22 protein-coding genes are annotated in these 25,327 nt (G+C 42.5%); 8 read left to right on the forward strand and 14 right to left on the reverse strand.

All coding sequences use genetic code 11. The features are described 5' to 3' along the window. Positions 1-315 precede the first annotated feature (315 nt). The 6 genes from cyoE to ACO1B7_RS13410 form a co-directional block, all read right to left on the reverse strand. Complete coding sequence (gene cyoE, locus ACO1B7_RS13385; RefSeq protein ID WP_085064866.1) at positions 316-1,194, reverse strand: heme o synthase; 879 nt, start codon at positions 1,192-1,194, stop codon at positions 316-318. Between the two features lie 10 nt (positions 1,195-1,204). Beyond that, on the reverse strand, positions 1,205-1,531 hold the full coding sequence (locus ACO1B7_RS13390) for a cytochrome o ubiquinol oxidase subunit IV (RefSeq protein ID WP_004645410.1): 327 nt from the start codon (positions 1,529-1,531) through the stop codon (positions 1,205-1,207). Then, positions 1,531-2,151 (reverse strand): cytochrome o ubiquinol oxidase subunit III, encoded by a 621-nt coding sequence (gene cyoC / locus ACO1B7_RS13395; RefSeq protein WP_005247268.1) that lies wholly within the window; start codon positions 2,149-2,151, stop codon positions 1,531-1,533. The genes ACO1B7_RS13390 and cyoC overlap by 1 nt, the downstream gene beginning before the upstream one ends. Before the next feature lie 4 nt (positions 2,152-2,155). Further along, positions 2,156-4,144 carry a cytochrome o ubiquinol oxidase subunit I gene (gene cyoB, locus ACO1B7_RS13400; RefSeq protein WP_005252153.1) on the reverse strand — a complete coding sequence of 663 codons (1,989 nt, stop codon included), beginning with the start codon at positions 4,142-4,144 and terminating at the stop codon, positions 2,156-2,158. 3 nt (positions 4,145-4,147) lie between these two features. After that, positions 4,148-5,242: a ubiquinol oxidase subunit II gene (cyoA, locus tag ACO1B7_RS13405; protein WP_044108868.1), complete on the reverse strand. Its 1,095-nt coding sequence runs from the start codon at positions 5,240-5,242 to the stop codon at positions 4,148-4,150. Between the two features lie 298 nt (positions 5,243-5,540). Beyond that, positions 5,541-6,338, reverse strand: a complete 798-nt coding sequence (locus ACO1B7_RS13410; RefSeq protein WP_005247265.1) for an RDD family protein — start codon at positions 6,336-6,338, stop codon at positions 5,541-5,543. A gap of 471 nt (positions 6,339-6,809) precedes the next feature. On the opposite strand from ACO1B7_RS13410, the gene ACO1B7_RS13415 reads away from it, so the two are divergent. Then, a complete protein-coding gene (locus ACO1B7_RS13415; protein ID WP_005104965.1) occupies positions 6,810-8,114 on the forward strand; it encodes an IS4 family transposase in 1,305 nt (434 codons plus the stop codon). Between the two features lie 46 nt (positions 8,115-8,160). On the opposite strand, the gene ppsA is transcribed toward ACO1B7_RS13415, so the two are convergent. Continuing rightward, on the reverse strand, positions 8,161-10,539 hold the full coding sequence (gene ppsA, locus ACO1B7_RS13420; RefSeq protein WP_004278782.1) for a phosphoenolpyruvate synthase: 2,379 nt from the start codon (positions 10,537-10,539) through the stop codon (positions 8,161-8,163). A 154-nt stretch (positions 10,540-10,693) separates the two neighbouring features. On the opposite strand from ppsA, the gene ppsR reads away from it, so the two are divergent. Then, a complete protein-coding gene (gene ppsR, locus ACO1B7_RS13425; protein WP_004278781.1) occupies positions 10,694-11,530 on the forward strand; it encodes a posphoenolpyruvate synthetase regulatory kinase/phosphorylase PpsR in 837 nt (278 codons plus the stop codon). Between the two features lie 246 nt (positions 11,531-11,776). Here ppsR and ACO1B7_RS13430 read toward each other — a convergent pair whose 3' ends face one another. From ACO1B7_RS13430 to ACO1B7_RS13445, 4 genes are all read right to left on the reverse strand, one after another. Next, on the reverse strand, positions 11,777-12,340 hold the full coding sequence (locus ACO1B7_RS13430; protein ID WP_423090233.1) for an NAD(P)/FAD-dependent oxidoreductase: 564 nt from the start codon (positions 12,338-12,340) through the stop codon (positions 11,777-11,779). A gap of 348 nt (positions 12,341-12,688) precedes the next feature. Continuing rightward, the gene (locus ACO1B7_RS13435; protein ID WP_423090234.1) at positions 12,689-13,693 is read right to left on the reverse strand and encodes an LLM class flavin-dependent oxidoreductase; all 1,005 of its coding nucleotides are present in this window, start codon (positions 13,691-13,693) and stop codon (positions 12,689-12,691) included. A gap of 170 nt (positions 13,694-13,863) precedes the next feature. Further along, on the reverse strand, positions 13,864-14,319 hold the full coding sequence (locus ACO1B7_RS13440; protein WP_004278778.1) for a hypothetical protein: 456 nt from the start codon (positions 14,317-14,319) through the stop codon (positions 13,864-13,866). A 245-nt stretch (positions 14,320-14,564) separates the two neighbouring features. Beyond that, positions 14,565-14,981 carry a hypothetical protein gene (locus ACO1B7_RS13445; protein ID WP_423090235.1) on the reverse strand — a complete coding sequence of 139 codons (417 nt, stop codon included), beginning with the start codon at positions 14,979-14,981 and terminating at the stop codon, positions 14,565-14,567. 345 nt (positions 14,982-15,326) lie between these two features. Here ACO1B7_RS13445 and prfA point away from each other — a divergent pair, with 345 nt between their 5' ends. Next, positions 15,327-16,415: a peptide chain release factor 1 gene (prfA, locus tag ACO1B7_RS13450; RefSeq protein ID WP_253147522.1), complete on the forward strand. Its 1,089-nt coding sequence runs from the start codon at positions 15,327-15,329 to the stop codon at positions 16,413-16,415. Continuing rightward, complete coding sequence (prmC, locus tag ACO1B7_RS13455; RefSeq protein ID WP_253174212.1) at positions 16,415-17,233, forward strand: peptide chain release factor N(5)-glutamine methyltransferase; 819 nt, start codon at positions 16,415-16,417, stop codon at positions 17,231-17,233. Before prfA ends, prmC begins: the two co-directional genes overlap by 1 nt. Before the next feature lie 186 nt (positions 17,234-17,419). Here the strand turns inward: prmC and ACO1B7_RS13460 are convergent, their stop codons facing one another. Both ACO1B7_RS13460 and ACO1B7_RS13465 read right to left on the reverse strand, forming a co-directional pair. Beyond that, on the reverse strand, positions 17,420-17,773 hold the full coding sequence (locus ACO1B7_RS13460) for a hypothetical protein (protein WP_044108873.1): 354 nt from the start codon (positions 17,771-17,773) through the stop codon (positions 17,420-17,422). Positions 17,774-18,001: 228 nt separating this feature from the next. Further along, positions 18,002-19,024: an AraC family transcriptional regulator gene (locus ACO1B7_RS13465; protein ID WP_423090322.1), complete on the reverse strand. Its 1,023-nt coding sequence runs from the start codon at positions 19,022-19,024 to the stop codon at positions 18,002-18,004. 138 nt (positions 19,025-19,162) lie between these two features. Here ACO1B7_RS13465 and ACO1B7_RS13470 point away from each other — a divergent pair, with 138 nt between their 5' ends. The 3 genes from ACO1B7_RS13470 to ACO1B7_RS13480 all read left to right on the forward strand — a co-directional run bounded on the left by ACO1B7_RS13470 (position 19,163) and on the right by ACO1B7_RS13480 (position 23,231). Then, positions 19,163-19,933, forward strand: a complete 771-nt coding sequence (locus ACO1B7_RS13470) for a 3-hydroxyacyl-CoA dehydrogenase (protein ID WP_312327785.1) — start codon at positions 19,163-19,165, stop codon at positions 19,931-19,933. A 246-nt stretch (positions 19,934-20,179) separates the two neighbouring features. Beyond that, positions 20,180-21,316, forward strand: coding sequence for an acyl-CoA dehydrogenase family protein (locus ACO1B7_RS13475; RefSeq protein WP_423090236.1), 1,137 nt, complete (start codon positions 20,180-20,182; stop codon positions 21,314-21,316). A gap of 268 nt (positions 21,317-21,584) precedes the next feature. Beyond that, positions 21,585-23,231: an AMP-binding protein gene (locus tag ACO1B7_RS13480; RefSeq protein ID WP_423090237.1), complete on the forward strand. Its 1,647-nt coding sequence runs from the start codon at positions 21,585-21,587 to the stop codon at positions 23,229-23,231. A 268-nt stretch (positions 23,232-23,499) separates the two neighbouring features. Here ACO1B7_RS13480 and ACO1B7_RS13485 read toward each other — a convergent pair whose 3' ends face one another. Further along, positions 23,500-24,030 carry a pyridoxamine 5'-phosphate oxidase family protein gene (locus ACO1B7_RS13485; RefSeq protein WP_005247254.1) on the reverse strand — a complete coding sequence of 177 codons (531 nt, stop codon included), beginning with the start codon at positions 24,028-24,030 and terminating at the stop codon, positions 23,500-23,502. A gap of 484 nt (positions 24,031-24,514) precedes the next feature. Here ACO1B7_RS13485 and ACO1B7_RS13490 point away from each other — a divergent pair, with 484 nt between their 5' ends. Next, positions 24,515-25,285 (forward strand): HesA/MoeB/ThiF family protein, encoded by a 771-nt coding sequence (locus ACO1B7_RS13490; RefSeq protein ID WP_247143532.1) that lies wholly within the window; start codon positions 24,515-24,517, stop codon positions 25,283-25,285. Positions 25,286-25,327: the final 42 nt, after the last annotated feature.

Here is a 25,327-nt window from a genome sequence, read left to right on the forward strand (position 1 = left end):
AATCAAATAAGACATTTTTGCGAAATTATCTCTATCTCTGCATACCTTGCTAGAAAATCGTTATAGCTTTAAACAGGCTTAGAGTGGATAAATTCATCAAATGTACTATCGACAATATCAAGTGACTTTTTCTAACTTAAAATCTGCATAAACATTATCAATGTCAGGCTAAAGTCAAAAATAGGTAAATTTATCAGAGATAAGAAATGAAGGGTTAAGTTCTAAAGCTGAAATTTTGATTCTGCTCTACAACTATTGGAAGTAGGGGATTAAGAGAAATCAAAATAAAAAAAGATAGAGACTAACTCTATCTTTTTAAAAAAACACAATCTGTGTAGATGGTGCAGTTGAGGTAAAACTAAAGATAATACTGATGACAGTAATCAGGATCACCGAGAACAAGAAATATTTCTTTGCCCAAAGTTGATCATTTTCAGCTTTAAAGCCAATGACACCGATATACAACCAGTAAATGCACAGTAAGTTTAAAATCACTGCATAGAACCAGTTGGCATAACCAAAGACAAATAACGCATTCATGGTTAGTGTGAATAACACCACATAAACCAGTGATTCAATCTTGGTACGATGAATCGAACGCGCCACAGGCAAAATCGGAATACCTGCATTTTTGTAATCATCAAAGCGGTAAATCGCAATCGCCCATGAGTGAGGCATTTGCCATAGCGCATAACCTAAAAAGATCAGTAACGCACCGAGGTCAAATTGATTGGCCACTGCGGTATAACCAATGACAGGCGGAGCTGCACCAGAAATACTGCCTACAACAGTTTGATGAATTGTGGTTCGTTTTGTCCATAGGCTGTAGAAACCAACATATACGACAAAACCAATCACCGCGAATAGGAAAGCGTACGCATTTACCCAGAACCATAAAAGACTAAAACCAACGATGCCTAATATCAGGGCAAAGGCCAGAGCAATAGGTTCGGAAATGGTTTTGGTGACCAGAGCACGGTTTTGGGTGCGCTGCATTTTTTGGTCGATGTCTTGGTCAATCACGTTGTTGACCACACATCCTGATGCTACGACAAGCGTAGTACCGAGAAGGGTAATAAGCAGGAGAAGGAAATCTACAGAACCTTGAGTGGCTACGAAGTAGCCACCCAAAGTGGTAACAAAGTTACCGAAGAGAATTCCTGGCTTAGTCAGGAATAAATACTTTTTCAGCATGACGACCAGTTTAGATCATCATGTTGTAGTGTAGGTAATTCATGATCCATACAGAACCCACTAAAAGAATAGCGATAGTTAAGATGGTATACACGAATGCAATCACATTCCAGCGTTGCTCTGAAGAAGAGTTCATATGCAGGAAGTAAATTAACTGCACAAGAATCTGAGCAACCGCAGTAATCGCGATGACAGTAATCAAGATACCACGGCCAAAACCGCCTGCCATCACCATACCGAATGGAATTACGGTAAGGATGACAGAAAGGATGAAGCCAACGGTATATTGCTTAACGTTACCGTGTGATTCGCCAGCAGCGTTATGATCGTGACTCATTACAGAACTCCCATCAAGTAAACTACGCTGAATACACAGATCCAAACGATGTCAAGGAAGTGCCAGAACAAGCTTAGGCAAGCTAGACGACGCGTGTTTGCAAGAGTCAAACCATATTTCTTGATTTGAACCATAAGCACGATCATCCAGACCAGACCAGAAGTTACGTGAATACCGTGCGTACCTACCAAAGTAAAGAACGCAGATAAGAACGCACTTGTGCTTGGACCGTGACCAGCATGAACTAAGTGATTGAACTCATATAGTTCCATGCCGATGAAGATAGCACCGAATACCCAAGTAATCGCTAACCAAGTCAGTACTTTTGCAACGTCTTTTTTGTATGCAGCAAGAACTGCAAAACCAAAGGTTACAGAAGAGATCAATAGGGCGAAGGTTTCAGTAAGAACGAAACCTAAAGAGTCGCCAAACAGGTCTCTCGCACTTGGAGTATCCACAGGAATGTGGCTACTCAAAACAGCGAACGCAATGAAGAGTGTACCGAACAGGACAAGGTCACTCATCAAGTAAGTCCAGAAACCAAAGACGGTGATGTCAGTATCATCGTGATGATGATGCTCATCGTGTCCGTGGTTATCGTGATGAAGTACTTCAGCCATTGTCTTAGTCCTTCTTCAAGTGTTTTTCAAGAATCGCATAGCGTTCGTTTTCAATACGCTCAACTTCAGCAGCTGGAACATAGTAATCCACTTTCTTGGTGAAAGAAGACACGATGAAGCTAATGATAGAAGCAAGGAACGTAACAACTACTAACCACCAGATGTGCCAGATTAAACCGAAGCCCATAACAGTGATGAACATCGCGATAACGAAACCGGCAGCACGGTTAGTTGGCATATGAACATCTTCGTACTTCGTTGGTTTTGCATACGCAACACCATTTTCTTTCTCGATCCAGAAAGTATCAATACCATTGATCTTTGGAAGATGAGCAAAGTTATAGAACGGAGCAGGAGAAGATGTCGCCCATTCAAGGGTACGACCATCCCATGGATCGCCAGTCAAATCCAGACGTTGGTCACGTTGTAAGAAACCAACCACGATTTGTAGAATGAAACATACGATACCAAGCGCAATCAGAACTGCACCGAACATCGCGATATTTACATACGGGTCCCATTCTGGGTTGTCAAATGTATTCAAACGACGTGTCATACCCATGAAACCAAGGATATAAAGTGGCATGAACGCAAAGTAGAAACCGAAGAACCAGAACCAGAACGCTGCTTTACCCCAAGTCTCATTCAGTCTCCAACCGAACATTTTCGGCCAGTAGAAGATGATACCTGCGAACATCGCAAATACTACACCACCAATAATTACGTTATGGAAGTGAGCAATCAGGAATAAAGAGTTATGTACCAGGAAGTCCGCTGGTGGAACCGCCATCAATACACCTGTTAAACCACCGATACCGAAAGTTACCAGGAAGCCTAGTGTCCATAGCATTGGAGTAGTGTAAACAATACGACCCTTGTACATGGTGAATAACCAAGAGAAGATTTTCACACCTGTAGGAATCGCAATAATCATGGTCATGATACCGAAGAACGCGTTAACGTTGGCACCTGCACCCATGGTAAAGAAGTGGTGAACCCATACAACGAATGACAATACTGTGATTGCTACTGTTGCATACACCATTGATTTGTAACCGAACAATGCTTTGCGCGAGAAAGTCGCAACAACTTCAGAGTAAATACCAAATGCTGGTAATACCAAGATATATACTTCCGGGTGACCCCAAGTCCAAATCAAGTTCACGTACAACATCGGGCTACCACCCAAGTCGTTAGTAAAGAAGTGGAAACCGAAGTAACGGTCAAGCGTTAACATTGCAATTGTTGCAGTCAACACTGGGAAAGCCGCAATAATCAATACTGCTGTACATAAAGATGTCCAGGTAAAGATTGGCATTTCCATAAGTTTCATGCCAGGCGCACGCATTTTGATGATGGTAACGAAGAAGTTAACACCCGTTAATAGCGTACCCAGACCTGAAATTTGCAGTGCCCAGATATAGTAGTCCATACCTACGCCTGGAGAGTATTCAATGCCAGACAGTGGAGGGTATGCCATCCAGCCTGTTGCAGCGAACTCACCTAACGCGAGTGACACCATCATTAGACCCGCAGCACCGGCGAATAACCAGAAGCTGAGTGAGTTTAATAATGGAAATGCAACGTCACGTGCACCGATTTGAAGCGGTACAGAGATGTTCATCAAACCAACAACAAGACCCATTGCCACGAAGAAGATCATGATCACGCCATGCGCGGTAAAGATCTGGTCGTAATGCTCAGGGTGTAAATAACCTTCGCCGCCACCTTTTGCAAGGAACTGCTGAAGACGCATCATGATCGCATCGGCGAAACCACGCACCAGCATGATGATCGATACGAACAGGTACATGATACCAATTTTTTTATGGTCTACAGATGTGAACCATTCGTTCCACAGGTAGCCCCATTTTTTGAAGTAGGTAATACCGGCAACAACTGCGATACCACCCAAGATCATCATTGCAACAGTTGCCAATACGATTGGATCGTAAGGAATTGCATCCGGACCTAACTTACCTAAGAAGCTCATGTCTTATTCTCCTTGAGAAGCAGTCGCATGTTCACCAGCTACATGAGCTTCAGAAGCAGACGCTTCATGAGCAACAGCATCAGTCGCTGCAGCTTCTACAGGAGCTGAATGGTCAGCACCGTGGTAGTTACTCATATACTTGTGAATCACAGATTCAAACAAACCTTGCTCTACAGAAGAGTAGTAAGTCACAGGATGTGGCTTAGTAGGGTAAGGCTTCATTGCTTCAGCAGCAGCCTTCTCTTCAGGAGTCTTAGCTCTTGCAATAATCGCTTCGATCTGGTGAACACCGCGGTTACCGTCACGTAAGCTTGCAAATTCAGCTTGGTCTAGAACAGTTTTTTGTACTGCATTAGGGTTAACTGAAGTACCGTTTCCTGCCTGAATAGCAGAAACCCATTCGGCAAACTGGGCATCAGTCACAGAATGTGCACGGAAGCGCATTTGTGAGAAGCCGTAACCTGAATAGTTTGAAGAGAAACCACGGTAGCCTTCAGCTGGGCTAGTTTCATCAGCTAATAGGTTGAGGTGAGTTTGCATACCTGCCATTGCATAAATCTGACCACTTAACGCCGGGATGAAGAACGAGTTCATCGTGAAGTTAGAGGTTAAACGAAGGCTTACCGGAGTTTTCTCTGGGAAACGCAATTCGTTAACAGTTGCAATGCCTTGCTCAGGATAGATGAAGATCCATTTAAATTGCTCAGCAATAACTTGAACAGTTAATGGCGCTTTATCTGCTTCAATTGGACGGTATGGGTCATACTTGTGGGAGCCCCACCAAGTTAACCAAGCTAAAATACCAATAATAATGACAGGGATACCCCATACTACAATTTCAATCGCAGTAGAGTGTGTCCATGTAGGTTTATAGTCTGCGTCTTTATTCGATGCACGATATTTCCAACCGAACCATAATGCCATGATGATTGATGGAATAACCACCAAAAGCATTAAATAAATCGCAGTCATCATCAGGTTACTTTGACCTGCTGCAACTGGACCTTTAGAGTTCAGAAGTACCATATCACCACCACACCCGGTCAAGAGTGCAGTCATCGCAGATAAAGACAATACAGCTAAAATCGTTTGTCTCATTTTACAACCTCGGTGAAGAGTCCCATTCCCTAATTTAATATGGGATAGCGATTAAAGTGCATATGACAAAAAAGGCTGAATTTTACAAAACATCCTATTAATCACAATACACCGCTACGTTGTAGGGCATTATGCCTGAGATTCACGAACTAAGCTATATCTAGGGCGCTTTAAATGCCTGTAATAAAAACCGATTTTGCTGGTCTGGATTGGGGAGGATTTATGGGAATTTTATTTCAATTTCAAAGTTCTGTAATCAAAATGGGATGATATTCATCCCATTTTGTGTATTCCTGCGCTATTGTTTCACAACTTTCGTTTTTGCTAGTTTATCGTGCAAGGTTTGACGTTTTTTGCCCAATCCGAAGGCCCAGTCAATAATTAAACTCAGTGGCATAAATACAATATTTAAAAATATGAAGAATACGCTACGAATAGTAAAAGCGCGCAACAGGCTGGGCTTTTCACCTGATTCTGCATCTACAATTTTGATTTTTGTCAGCTTTTTACCAATACTTTGGCCTGATTTGGCAATCAGAAAGGCTTGAATGGCCAGCATGATAATCAAATAGACCGCTGTGGCAAGCCACGCCTGCTGAGAAAACATCTCAAACATTTGAGTCTGTAATTGCTGAGCCATTGCAGGATCTGCATCGCTACTCAGCACAACATTCATGAATTCTTCATTCAGTTGAGCAAACCGGGTTTCCTGTTCAGGCGTAAAAAAAGCAGTCAAAATGAAGGTTGCTGGTAGCCACAGTAATACGTCTACAATTTTGGCCAGGATACGGCTTGGAATACTGGCAAGTTCATTTTTTTGAGTTGCTGTTTGAGTATGAGGCTGTGAGTAGGCCGAAGTCGTTGGTTGGCTATTCTGGAATACCGGCGTTTCAGGTGTGACTGCTGGAGCGACATAACCTTCGGGTTGATATACCGATTTTCCTTGGGTAAGTTCACCTAAGGCTTTCCACTCGGTCATGCCTTGATGCCATGCCAGGTCAGTCAGCATGACTTGTTGATTCGCCAGCATCTGATTCAATTGCTCGAGCGTATATGGACCAGCTTGTTGATTGTTTCGTGCCAAGTAAATCTGCATATAGACTGAATCTCAATATATAAATGTGAACTGATAATAGCTTTGAACAAGATTGTATTGAATTCTGTTTTGAAAACAAACATCCTCTCATCGTAAGATATAGATTAATTGAGGATTTTCAATCATATTTCTCATTAAAAATGCGCCCATACAAAATTGCAAGGATCTCCACTCTTAAAAATATCTTCCCGAACATTACAGGTGTATTCATTATTATTGCCATTTTGACATGACTTTACTGTTGGTATTTGTTTGTCATTACAGTTTTCATGTATTGATAAGCTTTGATTTAATTGTATTTATAAATTCAATTGTTTAGCTTTCGATTGGATCTTTAGTTATCAATTTTAAAACAATAAATCATAATATCTATCTCATAAAAAAGACCCTATCAAAGTAATGCCAGTCAGTTAAGCAGACATTAGAAAAATGTAGTAAAAATGAGTGTATGCCAATACGCTCATTTTTTTTATGACTTTATCTGAAAATTTAGATTGCACCCTTCAACATTCTTTGCCTTCACTCAGCCATTTCAGTGAACTCATTGATTTAAACTGGATTAAAGAAAGCCTACATCAAACAGGTAAGGCTTCTATCAGGAGAAGAAAATTACCTGCCGAACATGTGGTATGGCTGGTAATTGGGCTTGCCCTATTTCGAGATCAACCGATCGGGTATGTCGTAGAGCAACTAAAACTTGTGTTTGGTACAACAGAATATTGTGTCCCCAGTGCAGCAGTGCAAGCACGACAACGTTTAGGACGAGAGCCCTTGAATACCTTGTTTTCTCTACTCAGCCAAGCCTGGTTTGAAGAATCCCAACAGCAATACTCAAACTTTCATGGCCTTAGTGTATGTGCTGTTGACGGGGTGGTTTGGTCTATGCCTTATACAGACGAGAATTTTGAACACTTTGGCTCATCTAAGGGTAAAACCGCTGCAGCCCCTTATCCACAAGTGAGAGCAACCTGCCTGGTAAATACCAGCACCCATGAAATCATTGATGCCCAAATAGGTAGCATGGATCAGGGTGAACTTACACTGGCAAATCGATTATGTCCTCCATCGCATAGTATTACCTTGTTTGATCGAGCCTATTTCTCTGCTGATTTCTTGATTGACTGGCAAACACGAGTAGAAGCCAGTCATTGGTTAATGAGAGCAAAAGATAATTTACGCTATGAGATCATTAAACGTAATTCCCCGCATGACTTTCAAATCAAAATGCCTCTTTCAGCTAGAGCCAGGAAGCTAAATCCATCATTAGGAGAATATTGGGAAGCGCGTTTGATTGAAGTTGAGCAGGCAGGGAAAATTAGACGTTATATCACTTCATTAATGGATTCAAAGGCATATCCACTGATAGGCTTGGCGAAGCTTTATGCCCAGCGCTGGGAAATAGAAATGTGTTACCGAGAAATCAAAAGTGATTTACAGGAAGGTAAGCATTTGAGGAGCAAGCAACCTGATTTAATTTATCAAGAATTATGGGGGGTCTTCATTGCCTATAATATTCTAAGAAGACAAATGAAACATATGGCTCAACGTGCAAAAGTCAGTCCTTTGAGAATCAGCTTTCATATTGCCTCTATCAGCATCCTGAATATATTAAGATTTGATTCTTTAGACTCCGCAGGGAATTTACCTAAACATCTAGAAAGTTTACTGGAGAAATCGAGGAGGTATGTTTTGCCTGAGAGAAGGGTTAGAAGTTGCCCACGAGTTGTGAAAGGAAAACCGCAGAAATACCCAAGAAAATGCCAGTCAATTTCTTAACTGACTGGCATTACCCTATCAAAGGGTCTTTTTTATTCACAATTGTTTATGCTTTTTGCACTTTTTCTTCAGCCAGGAAGAACCAAGTTTCAAGTACCGAGTCTGGGTTTAAAGACACAGAGTCGATACCTTGTTCCATTAACCATTGTGCAAGATCTGGGTGATCAGAAGGACCTTGACCACAAATACCGACATATTTGCCAGCTTTACGGCATGCTTGAATTGCAAGAGAAAGTAACGCTTTAACCGCAGGGTCGCGCTCATCAAATAGGTGAGAGACAATACCAGAGTCACGGTCAAGACCAAGTGTTAATTGTGTCAAGTCGTTTGAACCAATAGAGAAACCATCGAAATGTTCAAGGAACTGATCTGCCAATAAAGCATTGGTTGGAAGTTCACACATCATGATCACTTTAAGGCCGTTTTCACCGCGCTTAAGACCGTTTAATGCAAGAAGTTCAATGACACGTTTCGCTTCAGCAACAGTACGAACAAATGGAATCATGATCTGAATATTGGTTAAACCCATTTCATCACGTGCTTTTTTCAATGCACGACATTCAAGTTCGAAGCAATCACGGAAGTTATCAGAAACGTAGCGACTTGCACCACGGAAACCTAGCATCGGGTTTTCTTCTTCTGGCTCGTATAACTTACCACCGATCAAGTTTGCATATTCGTTAGACTTAAAGTCTGACATACGAACAATGACTGGCTTGTCTGCAAATGCAGCAGCAAGTGTCGAGATACCTTCGACCAGTTTCTCTACATAGAATTCGATTGGAGATGCATAACCTGCAGTACGCGCCATGACTGCTGCACGTGTTTCACGTGGAAGGCTGTCAATATTGATCAATGCTTTCGGGTGAACACCAATCATACGGTTAATAATGAATTCAAGACGCGCCAGACCAATACCTGCGTTTGGAATTTGAGCAAAGTCAAATGCACGATCCGGGTTACCCACGTTCATCATTACTTTAAATGGAAGAGCAGGCATAGACTCAATTGAATTCTTTTGAATTTCAAAATCTAGTGCGCCTTCATAGATAAAGCCAGTATCACCTTCAGCACAAGACACAGTCACTTCCTGACCGTCTACAAGAACTTCAGTTGCATTACCACAACCCACGATTGCAGGAACACCAAGCTCACGTGCAATAATTGCTGCGTGACAAGTACGACCACCACGGTTTGTTACAATCGCAGCTGCACGTTTCATGACTGGTTCCCAATCCGGGTCAGTCATATCAGATACAAGAACATCACCATCTTGTACTTTGTCCATTTCTTTAATAGACGTCACAATGCGGACTTTACCAGAACCAATGCGTTGACCAATTGAACGGCCTTCACAGATCACAGTACCGCGTTGTTTCAACAGGTAGCGTTCCATAGTGCCGACATTTTCACGGCTTTTTACAGTTTCAGGACGCGCCTGAACGATATAAATCTTGCCATCATCGCCATCTTTTGCCCACTCGATGTCCATTGGTGCACCGTAGTGGTTTTCAATGATCAGCGCTTGTTTAGCAAGTTCTTGTAATTCCTGGTCGTTTAAAGCGAACTGTTGGCGTTCAGCTTTTTCAACATCCACGACAACAACAGATTTACCTGCAGATGCTTCTTCACCATAAATCATTTTCTGGTGCTTAGAACCCAGGTTGCGACGAAGGATCGCGTGTCGGCCTGCATTTAAAAGCGGTTTAGAAATATAGAATTCGTCCGGGTTAACTGCACCTTGAACGACCATTTCACCCAAACCATAAGATGCGGTAATGAATACTGCATCACGGAAGCCTGATTCAGTATCTAGCGTAAACATTACACCTGCAGCGCCAGTTTCTGAACGAACCATGCGTTGTACACCAGCAGACAGCGCAACTACATCATGGGCAAAGTTTTGGTGTACACGGTAAGAGATTGCGCGGTCGTTGTACAAAGATGCAAACACTTCTTTGATTGCGATCAGAACGTTATCAATACCACGAATGTTCAGGAAAGTTTCTTGCTGGCCGGCAAAAGAAGCATCCGGCAAATCTTCTGCAGTTGCAGAAGAACGAACGGCAACCGCGATGTCAGGGTTGCCGTTAGAAAGTTCTGCAAATGCTGTACGAACTTCTTGTTCTAATGCAGGCGTAAGTGGAGTATCCACAATCCATTGACGAATTTTTGCGCCAGTTTCAGCGAGTGCATTCACATCATCAACATTGAGTGCAGCAAGCTCTGCATTGATTTTAGCGTTTAGGCCACTTTGCTCGAGAAATTCACGGTAGGCATCGGCAGTCGTTGCGAAACCACCTGGCACAGATACACCAGCATTTGATAAATGGCTGATCATTTCGCCTAGTGATGAGTTTTTCCCACCGACTAGCTCAACGTCGTGCTTCCCTAATTTTTCCAGACCAATTACGCGCGCTTCCAAAGTTGTTACTCCACTTTTGCAGTATTAATCACTATCTCGGCATGAGAGTATAGCAAATCATCTAGGTTTTTGATTTTACTAAGCGACAGTCATGTAAGATCGGTTTACTATAAAGATTATATAGCACTAAGACAAATGTTGGAGGAGAATTTTAATGTCGGAAGGTAAACAAATTCAGCGTAGTGTTTTCTTTATTTCAGATGGTACCGCCATCACCGCTGAAACCCTTGGACACTCGCTGTTAGCGCAGTTTCCGCATGTGAAATTTGACATTCATATTATTCCTTACATTAGTTCCGAAGAGGCGGCCACAAACGTGGTGGCAGAGATCAATGCAAGAGCTCAAATCGACGGTGAAAAACCGCTGGTATTTGACACCCTGGTTGATCCCTATGTGCGCGACATCATTAACACCGCAAATGCAGTAAATCTTGATGTATTTGAAGGGCTTATTAGTAAGTTGGCTGATGAATTAGGCACGATTCCTACAACTTTAGTCGGGCAGACCCATGCGGTGACCGACTCTGAGTCTTATAAGGCCCGTATTGATGCTGTTCATTTTGCTTTAGATAACGACGACGGCGCACGTACCCGTCATTATGATAAAGCTGACCTGATCCTGATTGGTGTATCGCGTTCAGGTAAAACCCCGACCTCTATTTATCTGTCTTTGCAGTTCGGTATTCGCGTGGCGAACTATCCACTGACTGAAGAAGATTTGGATGATAACCGACTGCCAGCCGTGCTGCGACCGCATAAAAACAAGCTGTTTGGCCTGATGATTGATGCGGAACGCCTTGTGGCCATTCGTTCTGAGCGTAAGGCCAATAGCCGTTATGCCAGCTTTAGTCAGTGTCAGATGGAGTTGCGTGCGATTGAAGGAATTTATATTTCGGAAGGCATCAAGTACCTGAATGTGTCTGAAATGTCGATTGAAGAAATCTCAACACGTGTGTTGCAAATGACCGGTTTAAAACGTCGAATCGGTTAAGAAACCAGCCAGAGCCAAACTGCGGTTTGGCTTTGATTTATAGCTAAAAATTACAAGTAAGCATTGATTAATCGAAATAATGTATGAATTTTATAATTCTAAGAAAATACCAACTATCATATTCTGAAATATAAAAGAGTCTTCTTTGCTCATTTTGTTGAATAAATCATCATGTCGGTTCTTGATACGTAAATAAAAATCTCATTATCAGCTTACCAATTTTTCATTTTTACTCGCCAGCGTGAGTTATTTTTCTGCTAAATAAGTATGAATAATGATATCGACCGGATGCTGTTCACCATTAATACAATGAATTGTATTTTCCGAAATTTTCAGAATCGGCCAGGTAATCAGGTGGCAATTTTCACGTTGTAGGGCAGCATAATAATGATCTGATTTCAGATAAATTTTACGGGAAGATGCAAGATTTGGCATTAACTGGCGTCTTAGCCACAAATTCTGCACCTGATTTTCTAAAAACCGCAGAGAAAGCAAGCTTTTAATGCGGTTGTTAAATAAGCGGCGATTTTTACCAATCAATGGGTGATTAATAATTCGTTGCAGAATTCGGTCGGAACCGGGCAGTACAAAAGCAGGATTAATCTGGAAAACTTTTACCGAATGGGCATGTTGACTGATTTTATCCAGCTGGCTCACGGTAAACTGATCTGTGCCAATAATAGCAATATCTTTATCTGCATAATCCAATTCTAACAGTTCGGAAGAGGGCACTTTAATTCCATTAAACTGCTGAAAATGTTCGGGGCGATTTTCAAAAATATCAGCGTGTGGGTCATGCTTGGTAGACATTAGAATTCCTTGAATTTATTTAATAATTAATTTTCTTTGTATGAGATATAAACAAAAACTCAAGCCAGGGTAAAGTGAAAAATTTAACTTAGACAGTCATCTATTTGACCAAAATATAAAATCTGACTTTATTGAAGACTGAATGGATTTACGGGCGATCCAAAAGGAATGACTTTTAACTTGCTGAGATGGATGAAGGAAAAGAAGTGAAGTATTCGTTCAAGAAAGAAGCTTTTTAATAGAAAAGGTCAATAAAAATGATTTTACTGGGATGTTTCTTTTAGTCATTTATCTTTAAAGATGAAAAACATCTACCCATTGCTGAGAATAGGTAGATGCAACTCTCATTTACTGACCATTTTTAATTTGCATTAATAGCTCAAAGTTGTGCAGGCGCTTGTCAGTGTCATAGATGTCACAAGTAAAGATAAACTCATCCACATCATATTTAGCCAAAAGCGATTCTAGCCCAGCTTTAACGGTTTCTTTGGAGCCGACCTGAGCCATGGCAAAGAAATTATCGACTGACATTTTTTCCGGCGGCGACCACAGACCTTTCATGGAGTCAATTGGTGCTTTAAGTTTCAGGCTTTGTCCACGAATCAGTGATAAAACCCGCTGATAGGCACTAGTCGCTAGATATTCTGCTTCTTCATCAGTATCTGCGACACAGGTCGGTACACCCATCGACACATAAGGACGATCCAGGTATTCAGACGGTTCGAAATTGTCACGATATAACTGAATGGCCTGACCCAGCATACGCGGGGCAAAATGCGAAGCGAAGGAATAAGGTAGGCCGAGTTTTGCTGCCAATTGCGCACTAAACAGACTGGACCCTAATAACCATACAGGTACATGCGTGCTTTGACCCGGCGTTGCCACAATACGCTGTCCTGGAATTGGATCTTTAAAATACTGCAGAATTTCCAGAACATCGTGCGGAAATTGATCTTCGGTTTCCTGACGGCCACGACGCAGGGCACGCATGGTCATTTGATCGGTGCCCGGAGCACGGCCTAGGCCCAGTTCAATCCGATCGGGATAGAGCGTTGCCAAGGTACCGAACTGTTCAGCCACAACCAGCGGGGCATGATTCGGCAGCATAATTCCACCAGAGCCTAAAGTTAGGGTTTTGGTATTCGCCAGTAAATAGCCTAAGAGAACTGCGGTTGCTGAACTGGCAATGCCATCCATATTATGATGTTCTGCCAGCCACATCCGGCGATAACCCAATTTTTCTGCTGTTTGGGCAAGTTCCAGCGCATGGTTCAGCGCGAATTGAATGCTCTTGTCGTCACGAACAGGAACCAGTTCGAGGATAGAGAACTGGGTATCGTTAAGCGTACGCATAGTATTACTCTTAAATAGACATCTCTAAAAGCATACGACTTTAGAGTGTATTTGTATATCGAAAAAAATCGATATAAGTGTAAACCAAAAGATAAAGATAAAAAATAAAGGCAAAAAAAATAAGCATCCGAAGATGCTTATAAAGGAGGAAAGAATAAGGGGAAAGAATCTTAACGACGACGGTTGTTATAGCGATAATCGTTATAACGGTAGTTACGAGAAGAATTATAGCGACGTTCGCTGCGGTCATCATAACGACGGTCTTCGCTGACTTTCTTACCTAACGCTGAACCACCTGCTGAACCCAGTGCCGCACCGATGTAACCACCGTTGGTGCCTGCCATATTTCGGCCAACTGCATAACCTGCACCGCCACCTAAAGCACCACCGATAATCGCACCGTTACGGTCACGTTTATTTGCTGCTACTGCTGCACCTGCACCACCACCAATCGCTGAACCGATTGTTGCGCCAGTTGTACCACCCATTTTATTACCGACTGCGGCACCAACAACACCACCCAAAGCAGAAGCTAAAGCTGTATTGGTTGTATTGCCTGCATTGGCAGCTGTCATACCCATGGCTGAGGTTGCTACAACAGCGATCATTAGAGATTTATAGTTCATGAGGACACCTTTTATATATCTAGCTATATTTTGTTGATGAGATAAATTTAATCTAGCAAGCGCCAAACAGCATGAAGGCAGTGTTGGCGAATTGTGATTTTTATCTCCTTAATTTATTCATGATGTGGACAGGATAATTCCATGTATTAATTGAAAATTCACGCATTAAAGCAACAATAAAAAAAGCACCAAAAGGTGCTTTTCAGGTTAAATGTAGCGTCTGGTCTAAACTGCCTGAGCGCAAATTAACGGTAACGTTTTTTCCAGTGTTTAGAGCGTTTTTCAGCTGCTTTATCTTTGGCAATCTTGTTACCTAGTGCAGCACCACCGGCAGCACCCAAAGCTGAACCAATATAACCGCCGTTAGTACCGCCCATATTTTTACCTACTGTATATCCTGCACCGCCGCCTAGAGCGCCACCAATGGCAGATTCAGTCCGGCTTTTCTTGCTGCTTGCAACCGCTGCACCGCCGGCACCACCTAAAGCAGCACCAATGGTTGCGCCGGTATTACCGCCCATGTTTTTACCTAATGCTGTACCTGCAACACTACCTAAAGCACTTGCTGCTGCAACACGCGCTGTACTGTCTGCATGTGCGTTTACGGTCATCATTGAACCAGCAGCTAAAACTGTACTCATTAAAAGTGCGTTGAGTTTCATGTCATTACTCCGTGTCCATTTACAGGACTGTAGTTATTTCGATGCGGAAAATGTAACAAATCATGCCCAAAACAATATGAAGATGTTTCTTCATAATTCCCTGCTTTATTTGGCGAATTGTAAAATCGGCAAGAAATAAGAATAAGATCGACTATAAAAAAGGCAATTCCACAGTTTTTAATTATATTTGTTAACAAATACTGTAGAGCACGAATGATAGCAACGCGGACTTACTCAATAATGATGTTCATTAGAAGCCAGAGTCGTTAAACTAGGCGCAATTTTTTGATTTCGCTGTGCTAAATCGGTTTTTAGTCGCAGCCTATGTTTGAGATTTTTTAGAAAATGAAAGAATCGTTACGTTTACGATTAGACCAACTCTCTGACCGCCATGAAGAACTGACCGCATTACTGGCTGATGTTGAAGTCATTTCTGATAATAAGCGCTTCCGTCAATTGTCACGTGAGCATAATGACTTAACAGAAATCACCAATGTCTGGACCAAGTACAGACAGGCTGAAGAAGACATTGAAACGGCTCAGGCCATGCTGTCAGATCCAGATTTTAAGGAAATGGCACAGGAAGAAATTAAAGAGAATAAAGCTTTAATTGAATCGCTTGAAGCAGACCTGAACATCTTGATGATTCCGAAAGATCCGAATGATGCCAACTCGGCTTATCTTGAGATTCGTGCCGGAACCGGTGGCGATGAAGCAGCGATTTTCTCGGGCGATTTATTCCGTATGTATAGTAAATATGCGGAAAACCAAGGCTGGCGTATTGAAATCCTCTCTGAAAATGAAGGCGAACATGGCGGCTATAAAGAAGTCATCTGCCTGATTAATGGTGAAGGTGTCTATGGTCGCCTGAAATTTGAAAGTGGTGCGCATCGTGTACAGCGTGTACCGGCGACCGAATCACAAGGCCGAGTGCATACATCAGCATGTACCGTTGCGATTCTTCCTGAAATTGATGTCGATACCTCTGTTGAAATCAACTCATCTGATTTGCGGATTGATACGTATCGTGCTTCAGGTGCAGGTGGTCAGCACGTTAACAAAACCGATTCTGCAGTACGTATTACTCACATTCCAACCGGCACCGTAGTGGAATGTCAGGAAGAACGTTCACAGCATAAGAACAAGGCCAAAGCGATGGCACTGCTGGTATCACGTTTAGAAAATGCCAAACGTGCAGCAGCAGATGCAGCAACATCAGAAATGCGTCGTGATCTGGTGGGTTCGGGTGATCGGTCAGAACGTATCCGTACCTATAACTACCCGCAAGGTCGTATGACCGATCACCGCATTAACCTGACTTTATACAAGCTGGATGCCGTGATGGAAGGTGATTTGACCGAATTGCTGGACAGCCTGCACCGCGAATATCAGGCGGATCAGTTGGCCATGCTTGCACAGCAGAATGGTGGATAATGAATATTTTACAAGCCCTGGCTTTACGCGGTGAAGCTGAAAGTTATGAACGTCAGGAAAATGCCTGGTTACTGGAACACATCACCAAGATTGATTCATTTGATCTACTAATGAAAAAGGATCAGGAGTTAACGCCTGAACAGGAACAAGCGTATAAAGACGGGTTGGCGCGTATTGCTGCCGGTGAGCCTTTGGCCTATGTCACTGGTTCACAGCCATTCTGGACTTTGGACCTCAAAGTGACCAAAAATACCTTAGTGCCACGTCCGGATACTGAAGTGCTGGTTGAGACCGTGTTGAAGTTAGACCTGCCTGATGACGCCCGTGTAGTAGATTTGGGTACAGGTACTGGCGCAATTGCCTTATCACTGGCATCTGAGCGTCCAAACTGGACAGTAACGGCTTCTGATATCTACGAGCCTACGCTTGAGGTGGCGAAATATAATGCGGAACAACATGATATTGAGAATGTAGAATTTGTTCTGGGTTCATGGCTGAAGCCATTTGGCCGTCAATTCTTTGACGCCATTGTATCGAATCCACCTTATATCGACGCTGATGATGTGCATATGCAGAATCTGGCGACTGAACCGGAACGTGCGCTGGTGGCAGATAAAAAAGGTCTGGCCGATATTGAAATGATTATTCTGCAAGCCAAGAAGCATTTGACTGTGAATGGTTGGGTGGTGCTTGAACATGGTTATGATCAGGCAGATGCCGTACAACATCTATTTAAACAGGCGGGTTATAAGCAAGTCCGCACGGTTAAAGATTATGGCGGGAATGATCGTGTGACTTTGGCGCAATGGCCGCATTAATCTGTAATTCTTTTTCTATAAAAAAGCGACTACATTGGTCGCTTTTTTATTGGATTTTTTTCTTTATAAATTCCTGACTGCATTTGAAACCTTAAGTATTTTGAATGACATCAAGCCAACGCAGTATAATTAAAAACAAAAAAAAGCGATGCCAGAGCATCGCTTTCGAGGAATTCTTAAAAAGAATTACATCGGATAATCCTGTAGACAGTCATAGACTTCTACCTGATCTAGGCTACCGGTTTCCATTGCCAGACAAAGTGCCACAACTTTCAAAGTATCTGCCAGATATTTTTCATCTTTCAAGGCGATACCTTCCTGTAATCCACTTATACGTTCTGCTGGAATTTCAAGGGCCTGAGCCGCTTCCACAGCATCTACCTGGTTAAAGAAGTGCAAAATTGCATCTTTCAGTTCTGCATCCGATGCATTTAAAATCCCTTGATTCAACTGTTCTGTGATGAGATCAGTCGAAGAAAATAAAGCTTTAGAGAAGTTTTGAACAAGATTTTGCCCAAGCACATCAGTCATCTTTAACATGGAGATACCTTCAACTAGAAAGGAAAATGGAGAGTACAGCCAATAGCAAAAGTGCTATAAATTGAATGAAAAATAATCTATTCTCGGATAAATTGCAAAGCTTTCCGGGTGACTGTGTAGTCCTGCTAATATATGTTTTAGGGCTTGAAATATATAATCATAATAAAAATAAATGCTTAGAATCCAAGTATTTTTCGGTAATATCTCTGAAGTCTAAGTTTATATAAATTATCTAATGTTATTTTGTCGATATGCGCCTGGACTGACGCCAGTCCACTTTTTGAATGCACGATGAAATGCACTGGATTCCTGAAAATTAAGCTGATCGCTAATCTCTTGTAAACTTTGTTCAGTACGGGTCAGCAATTCAATGGCGGTATCCCGGCGTATCTCATTTTTTAACTGTTGATAGCTGACACCTTCACTTTTTAAACGCCGTTGCATGGTCGCTTCAGACATATTCATTTTTAAGGCCAGTTCATTCAGTTCCAGCCATTCTGCCGGTGAAACTTGCAGTAATTGACGGCGAATCTGGGTGCTCAAGGCATAGGGGTTTTTAAAACGCACCAATAAATTTTGTGGGGTTTGCTGAATAAACTGATACCAGGACTGAGCATCCTGTTTAATCGGCAATTGCAGATAGCTTGCATCAAATTGCACGTAATTTTCGCTGGCCTGATATTCAATCTGTTCACAAAAACGGACTTTGTAATCAAAATCATCTAGGGGTGCTGCGCATTTCAATTGAATCTGATTAAGCAAAATCCGTTGTCCACTTAACCAGCAGATCAGGGTATGAATCAGCATCAGATAAGTCGCATAACTAAACATGCGTTTAGTCTGTTGTAGATCATAAATCACGATATAGGCATAGTGTTCCTCAACCATGAGCGTGCTTTGCAGATCGTCCAAAACCAGGTTGAGAAATTGCAAAATATGTTGCAACGCTTTTTCCAGTGTATCTGCCTGCATGACCATTTTCGAAAGTAATTTAAAACTACCACGACGCATGGCATGGCTGTCCATACCAAAAAATTCGTCATTCATGCTGTCTGCAAGCACAGTCCATAATTGGGCAAATTGATTAACAGAAACGCGTGCCTTGGGAGCATTCAATACTTCTGCTGGGATATTGGCTTTTTTTAGAATGTCAGAGATATCAAATTGCAGCCGTTTGGCATCCAGCAATGCTTCGTTCACCAGATCAATCGAGATGGTGCCTTTGCTATATTCCAGTGCAGGCTTATGCATATTCAGTCTGACATCCTTGTTTTCATTGTCCAAATACATCATGCAAGATGCAATATTTGGAAATTGTACAGAATAAAAACTCTGTTTACTCTGCATATTAAGTCGTATCTGAAATAGAAAAATCGCTAGGAAATAAACATGAACATTCAGGGAAAAGTTATTGTGATCACCGGTGGTGCCTCAGGTTTGGGTGCAGCCACAGCGACTCATCTGGTTGAACACGGTGCCAAAGTGATTCTGGTCGATATGAATCAGGAGCAGGGTGAAGTACTACAGCAGCAACTGGGTGCACAGTCTGAGTTTGTACAGCTCGATGTGACCGATGAACAAGCCATTGAAAGTTTCTTCGCTCATGTTGAAAGCACGTATGGTCAACTGAATGGCTTGATCAACTGTGCCGGGATTGCACCGTCTGCCAAAGTATTGGGTCGTAACGGCATCCATGAATTAGCCATGTTTCAAAAAGTGCTCAATATTAATGTAAATGGTACTTTTAATATGTTGCGTCATGCGGCGGCTTTAATTGCAAAATATGAGTTGCAATCGGGTGAAGAAGAACGTGGCGTGATTGTGAATACTGCTTCAGTTGCCGCTTATGACGGTCAAATTGGTCAGACTGCCTATGCGGCATCCAAAGGTGCAGTCGTCGCAATGACTTTACCTTTGGCACGTGAACTGGCTCGTGAAGCGATCCGTGTCATGACCATCGCGCCGGGCATTATGGAAACTCCGATGCTGAAAGGCATGCCGCAAAATGTCCAGGATGCTTTGGGGCAAATGGTGCCGTTTCCACCACGTCTGGCAAAACCACAGGAATTTGCCCATCTGGTGGGACATATTTTTGAAAATAGTTATTTGAATGGTGAGGTCATTCGTTTGGATGGCGCAATCCGTATGCAGCCTAAATAAGTTTTCGATTTATATAGGACATGATGATTTGCACAGCTACCAATTTCTCATTGAATTTAAATGAATTTGCTTAAGCATGCATTTTCTTTTGAAGGATCAAAAGAAACAAAAATCCTTTGCGAAACTGAAGATACATCCCTGTATCTCAGTTTCGCAGGCGACATCCATGCCGCCTTATCCGACGTGCCAACGATCTCAATAGTAAAAAGCTTGAAGTAAATAAATAGATATAGAAAGGGAAGTTCAATGATTTTAAATGATGAACAAAAAATGATTCAGGACATGATGCGCAATTATTCGCAGCAGAAGCTGAAACCGACGGCGGCCTTACGCGACAAAACGGCACAATTTCCAGCACAAGAACTTAAAGAGCTTGGTGAGCTTGGTGCATTGGGTATGACAGTGGCTGAAGAATGGGGTGGTGCAGGTCTGGATTATGTATCATTGGTTTTGGCGCTAGAGGAAATTGCCGCAGGAGATGGTGCAATCTCGACCATCATCAGCGTGCAGAATTCTTTGCCCTGTGGCATTACTCAGCGTTATGGCACAGAGGAACAAAAACAGCAGTATTTAACCAAACTGGCAACAGGTGAATGGCTCGGCTGTTTCTGCTTGACGGAACCTCAAGCCGGTTCAGATGCCAGTTCGCTGCAGTGTAAAGCTGAACGTGATGGTGATGATTGGGTATTGAATGGCACCAAGCAGTTTATTACCACAGGGAAACACGCACAGATTGCACTAGTCTTTGCTGTGACTGATAAATCTGCAGGGAAAAAGGGTATTTCATGCTTTCTGGTGCCGACCGATGCACCGGGTTATATCGTGTCACGCCTAGAAGAGAAAATGGGTCAGCATTGTTCGGATACCGCGACCATCGTTCTGGATAACTGCCGGATTCCTGCTGCCAACTTGCTAGGTCAGGAGGGTGAAGGTTATAAAATTGCCTTGTCGAACCTTGAATCGGGTCGGATCGGCATTGCGGCACAATCTGTCGGCATGGCACGGGCTGCATTGGATGCCGCAGTGGAATATGCCAATGAACGCAAAGCCTTTGGTGTAGAAATTGTGCAGCATCAGGCTGTGGCATTCAGGCTGGCAGATATGGCGACACAAATTGAAGCGGCGCGACAATTGGTCTTGCATGCGGCAACGCTTAAAGATGCTGGCCAGCCATGCTTAAAAGAAGCTTCTATGGCCAAGCTGTTTGCATCGACTATTGCAGAGCGAGTCTGTTCAGATGCGATCCAGATTCATGGTGGCTACGGTTATGTCTCTGATTTTCCGGTTGAGCGTATCTATCGTGATGTGCGAGTGAGCCAGATTTATGAAGGTGCATCAGATATTCAACGACTGGTGATTGCGCGTGAAGTTTGTCAATGCTGATTTTTAATTTAAAAAAACAGACTTTGATTGATGTTCAAATCCTGCACTTACATTGATGGCTATGGAAATTGCAGGATTCAACTGAACATGAGGATCTAAAGACATACAGTGCGAATAATCGAAAAATAAGCCTTATTCATGTTCTAGTCCTAGGGCATGAATGCAGATTTGAGAAAGTATGCTGATGGAATCAGCAGGAACAACAAATACAAATGGACAAACTCAGGCAAGGTCGCCTGAAAACTACAACAGGAAAGAGGTTGTCGTCATGAAGACACTAGAGCAGGCATATGCTGATTTTAATTTTGAAAATATGGTTCAGGAACATCTGGTTGGAAGTGCAGAGAACATCAATGCTTATACCGAATGCTGTGGTCGCTACCTGGGTCAAAACCGAACTGCACTGATCTGGGAAGGCAAAAACGGAGACGCAGAGCAGTGGACCTTTGAACAGCTGGCTATGGCTTCAGGACAGCTGGCCAATTATATGCATTCTCTGGGTTTAAAAGCCGGTGATTGTATTGCAGGCTTACTGCCAAGAACGCCAGCACTCTTAATTACCATATTGGCCACCTGGCGTATCGGTGCCATATACCAACCTTTATTTACTGCCTTTGAAAGCAAAGCCATTGAACATCGCATCAGTACCGCTGGCACCCAGTTGATCGTTACTGATGAAGAACAACGACTGAAACTCCATGATTTCAATATTCCTAATATTCTGACTGTGCATCAAACAGCGACAAATAATTATCAAGATGCGGATTTCTGGACAGCCTTACAGCAACAACCAGAGGAGTTTGAACCGGTAAATTGCCAGTTTAATGATGTCTTCCTGATGATGTTTACTTCAGGTACGACAGGCTTGGCAAAATCGGTTCCTGTACCTTTAAAAGCGTTGTTGGCCTTTAAAGGCTATATGCTGCAAGCCGTAGATCTGCGAGATGAAGATTCCTTCTGGAATCTGGCAGATCCGGGCTGGGCGTATGGACTGTATTATGGTATTGCAGGGCCGTTGAGTTTAGGGCACAGCATCATCATGGATGAACGTGGCTTTAGTGTCGATAATGCCGTACAAATCATTCAAAAATATCAGGTCAGTAACTTGACCGGTTCGCCAACCGCATTTCGCATGTTCTTTGGCTTTAAAGAAAAATTTGATGCAGGCATCAGTTCACATTTACGCGTGGTAAGCAGTGCAGGTGAGCCGCTCACGCCTGAAGTGATTCAGTGGTTTAATCATGATTTAAATGTGAATATTTATGATCAATATGGACAGACTGAACTGGGGATGGTGATCGCCAATCATCATGGCTTAGAGCATTATAAAAAAATTGGTTCAGCTGGTTTTGCCATTCCTGGGCATCGTTTTGCTGTATTGAACAAAGAACATCAGGAAGTAGAAAAAGGCGGTATTGGAACACTTGCTATCGACTGTTCAGCTTCACCGTTGATGTGGTTTGAAGGCTATGCAGGGCATAACCGCAAGTCATTTGTCGGGCAGTATTATCTCACTGGTGATACCGTGAAGCTGAATGAATATGGCGGTATTGATTTTATTGGGCGTGCAGACGATGTCATTACAACCTCGGGCTATCGGGTTGGGCCTTTTGATGTAGAAAGTACCTTGCTTGAATGTGAGGAAGTGCTTGAATCCGCAGTCGTTGGAAAGCCAGATCCAGAACGAACAGAAATTGTGAAAGCCTTTGTAGTGCTTAAATCGGCTTATCCTGCTACTGAAGATTTAATGTTGAAACTGCAAAGTTATGTACGTTCACGCTTATCCAAACATGCCTATCCGAAAGAGATTGAGTTTGTAGAAGCTTTGCCTAAAACATCGAGCGGCAAAATTCAGCGCAATTTACTCAAACAGCAGGAAATAGCCAAAGTCCAAGAGATGAAGCGAGTCAGTTAATTTAGTTAGTTAGTTTCTCAAATTAGTTTTTTGATTGAATGCTAAAAGGTTGCCATGGCAGCCTTTTGGTTTTTTAGGAAATAAATCTTCTACTTAAATTTTAGTCAGATATTGAGCTGATTTTCCCAAGCTTATATTTTTAAGAGAGCAGATTAAGGCAAGCAAAAATTATAATTTTTTATGTCATTACAGTGGAATTACATTGATATTTAAAATTAAATATATCAAAAAATTAGCCTCTTAATTTCAAGAGGCTAAATCTCATTCATTACCAGATATTACTTTGTAGATTCACTTTTTGATGTTCTGCATGCGGTTCGCCCGCTTCACCAGTTACGCCGCCTTTTAAGGCTTTAAAAAGCTGGGTGACTTTGTTGTCTGTCACATTCCAATATTCTGCGCTGATTGCTTCAGCAATCAATACCCGTACGGTAGGATCATCTTTGCCTTCAAACCAGTTTTCAGCCCACGGATTCCACAACTGTTCAATCAGAATGCGGTCAGTACTGATCTGGGCATGTGCACTAATCGACACGTAAATACCATCTGATGGTTTTGCAAAAGACAGACCAATCTGACCACGGCCTGTTTCTGCTGCTTTGACCAGATCATTGGTGTTACGCAGGATGAAATATAAGTTTTGACGTTCATTCATCTGCTCGGAGTTGAGCATGGTCATCGGCTGGGAGTGTATTTCATGTGTGTCGGTTAAATGGCTGATCATGGTGTAACGAACATCCTTGATCAATTCCCATAATTTTTCACGATTATCATGTTGAGTATTGTTATGCTCGGTCATGTATGTTCTCCATACGATTTTATGAAAGCTGAAAAGATTGCTTGGTATTTTCAGATTAATCATATTTAGAGACAGATGCCTTAGGTCTCACTGAACTCATACATTTTCATACTCAAATACAGGCAGAGACTACAGAATTGCTAAACAAGACAGCTCGATTTACAGGGAAATTTAATAACAAAGATTTTAAAAACTTCAGGTCTGACACCTTTTATAAGTTAGAAAAAGCTGTTTGCCGGAACCATTGAATTGAGGTGATTCAAAAAATCTTGCCAAGCCATAGCCGCTGCATCTTGATACCGAGCGTTTAGCTGATATGCTAGTTGCCATCAACGATGGCCGAACCATTTATTGATGTGCTGTGAATTGAATGTGAGATTGATATTCCAGAGATTTATCAGTCCTTAAAAAATTCAGTAAAGCTAATTTTTGCGATCATTGTTAAAAATTTTCGAAACAAGGAAAGACGTTGTCTACATTTAACATGGATGCCATATCCCCAGAATTCGAACTCACCGATGCTGAACTGCATCTGTATAGCCGTCAGATTCTTCTGGATGGCTGGGATATTGATGCGCAGGAGCGACTGAAATTTTCTAATGTCTGTATTATTGGTTGTGGCGGAATTGGCTGTGCACTGGCAGAACTTCTGGCGCGCGCAGGTGTAGGGAAAATCACCCTGATCGATCCAGATACTATCGAGATGAGTAATTTACAGCGACAACTGGCATTTATGCCGCAGGATATTGGATTTTATAAGGCAGAAACTCTGGCCAAAAGACTGGGCCAGATTAATCCGAATGTACAAGTTGAATATATCAATCAGGCTTTAACGGCTGAGAATGCAGTAAGTGTGATCGAGCATCAGGATCTGGTATTGGATGGCTGTGATCAGTTTGCCACACGCTATCTGGTCAATCACATTTGCGTGGAGCTGAATGTGCCCTTATTGAGTGCCTCTGCGATTGGCTTGCAAGGCCAGCTGTTTATGGTCGAAGGGGATTCTGCCTGTTATGCCTGCCTGTTCCCGCCAGAAAATCAGGCCGATGAAAGTTTGCGCTGTGCAGACTCCGGTGTACTGGCGACTACCCCGAATGTGATGGCCAGTTTGCAGGCACATCATGCCTTGTTATATCTGGGATTGAGCCAGATGCCACTTCGACAAAAGCTGTTGTTGTGGGATGGGCTGAGCTTTAAACAGCGGATTCTCGCTTTCGAAAAAGATACAGATTGCCTGATCTGTCAGGCAAGATAAGCCTGCAAAGTGAATTTTTTTTGCTACACTGCGTGTAATTAA

Origin of the sequence: Acinetobacter lwoffii (genome assembly GCF_049367455.1) — a bacterium.
Taxonomy (GTDB): domain Bacteria; phylum Pseudomonadota; class Gammaproteobacteria; order Pseudomonadales; family Moraxellaceae; genus Acinetobacter; species Acinetobacter lwoffii_W.

What these genes read in the sequence shown, in the direction of transcription:
- cyoE (WP_085064866.1), bottom strand. Translation starts at nt 1,194, where the DNA reads ATGCTGAAAAAGTATTTATTCCTGACTAAGCCAGGAATTCTCTTCGGT.
- ACO1B7_RS13390 (WP_004645410.1), bottom strand. Translation starts at nt 1,531, where the DNA reads ATGAGTCACGATCATAACGCTGCTGGCGAATCACACGGTAACGTTAAG.
- cyoC (WP_005247268.1), bottom strand. Translation starts at nt 2,151, where the DNA reads ATGGCTGAAGTACTTCATCACGATAACCACGGACACGATGAGCATCAT.
- cyoB (WP_005252153.1), bottom strand. Translation starts at nt 4,144, where the DNA reads ATGAGCTTCTTAGGTAAGTTAGGTCCGGATGCAATTCCTTACGATCCA.
- cyoA (WP_044108868.1), bottom strand. Translation starts at nt 5,242, where the DNA reads ATGAGACAAACGATTTTAGCTGTATTGTCTTTATCTGCGATGACTGCA.
- ACO1B7_RS13410 (WP_005247265.1), bottom strand. Translation starts at nt 6,338, where the DNA reads ATGCAGATTTACTTGGCACGAAACAATCAACAAGCTGGTCCATATACG.
- ACO1B7_RS13415 (WP_005104965.1), top strand. Translation starts at nt 6,810, where the DNA reads ATGACTTTATCTGAAAATTTAGATTGCACCCTTCAACATTCTTTGCCT.
- ppsR (WP_004278781.1), top strand. Translation starts at nt 10,694, where the DNA reads ATGTCGGAAGGTAAACAAATTCAGCGTAGTGTTTTCTTTATTTCAGAT.
- ACO1B7_RS13430 (WP_423090233.1), bottom strand. Translation starts at nt 12,340, where the DNA reads ATGTCTACCAAGCATGACCCACACGCTGATATTTTTGAAAATCGCCCC.
- ACO1B7_RS13435 (WP_423090234.1), bottom strand. Translation starts at nt 13,693, where the DNA reads ATGCGTACGCTTAACGATACCCAGTTCTCTATCCTCGAACTGGTTCCT.
- ACO1B7_RS13440 (WP_004278778.1), bottom strand. Translation starts at nt 14,319, where the DNA reads ATGAACTATAAATCTCTAATGATCGCTGTTGTAGCAACCTCAGCCATG.
- ACO1B7_RS13445 (WP_423090235.1), bottom strand. Translation starts at nt 14,981, where the DNA reads ATGAAACTCAACGCACTTTTAATGAGTACAGTTTTAGCTGCTGGTTCA.
- prfA (WP_253147522.1), top strand. Translation starts at nt 15,327, where the DNA reads ATGAAAGAATCGTTACGTTTACGATTAGACCAACTCTCTGACCGCCAT.
- prmC (WP_253174212.1), top strand. Translation starts at nt 16,415, where the DNA reads ATGAATATTTTACAAGCCCTGGCTTTACGCGGTGAAGCTGAAAGTTAT.
- ACO1B7_RS13460 (WP_044108873.1), bottom strand. Translation starts at nt 17,773, where the DNA reads ATGTTAAAGATGACTGATGTGCTTGGGCAAAATCTTGTTCAAAACTTC.
- ACO1B7_RS13465 (WP_423090322.1), bottom strand. Translation starts at nt 19,024, where the DNA reads ATGCATAAGCCTGCACTGGAATATAGCAAAGGCACCATCTCGATTGAT.
- ACO1B7_RS13470 (WP_312327785.1), top strand. Translation starts at nt 19,163, where the DNA reads ATGAACATTCAGGGAAAAGTTATTGTGATCACCGGTGGTGCCTCAGGT.
- ACO1B7_RS13475 (WP_423090236.1), top strand. Translation starts at nt 20,180, where the DNA reads ATGATTTTAAATGATGAACAAAAAATGATTCAGGACATGATGCGCAAT.
- ACO1B7_RS13480 (WP_423090237.1), top strand. Translation starts at nt 21,585, where the DNA reads ATGAAGACACTAGAGCAGGCATATGCTGATTTTAATTTTGAAAATATG.
- ACO1B7_RS13485 (WP_005247254.1), bottom strand. Translation starts at nt 24,030, where the DNA reads ATGACCGAGCATAACAATACTCAACATGATAATCGTGAAAAATTATGG.
- ACO1B7_RS13490 (WP_247143532.1), top strand. Translation starts at nt 24,515, where the DNA reads ATGGATGCCATATCCCCAGAATTCGAACTCACCGATGCTGAACTGCAT.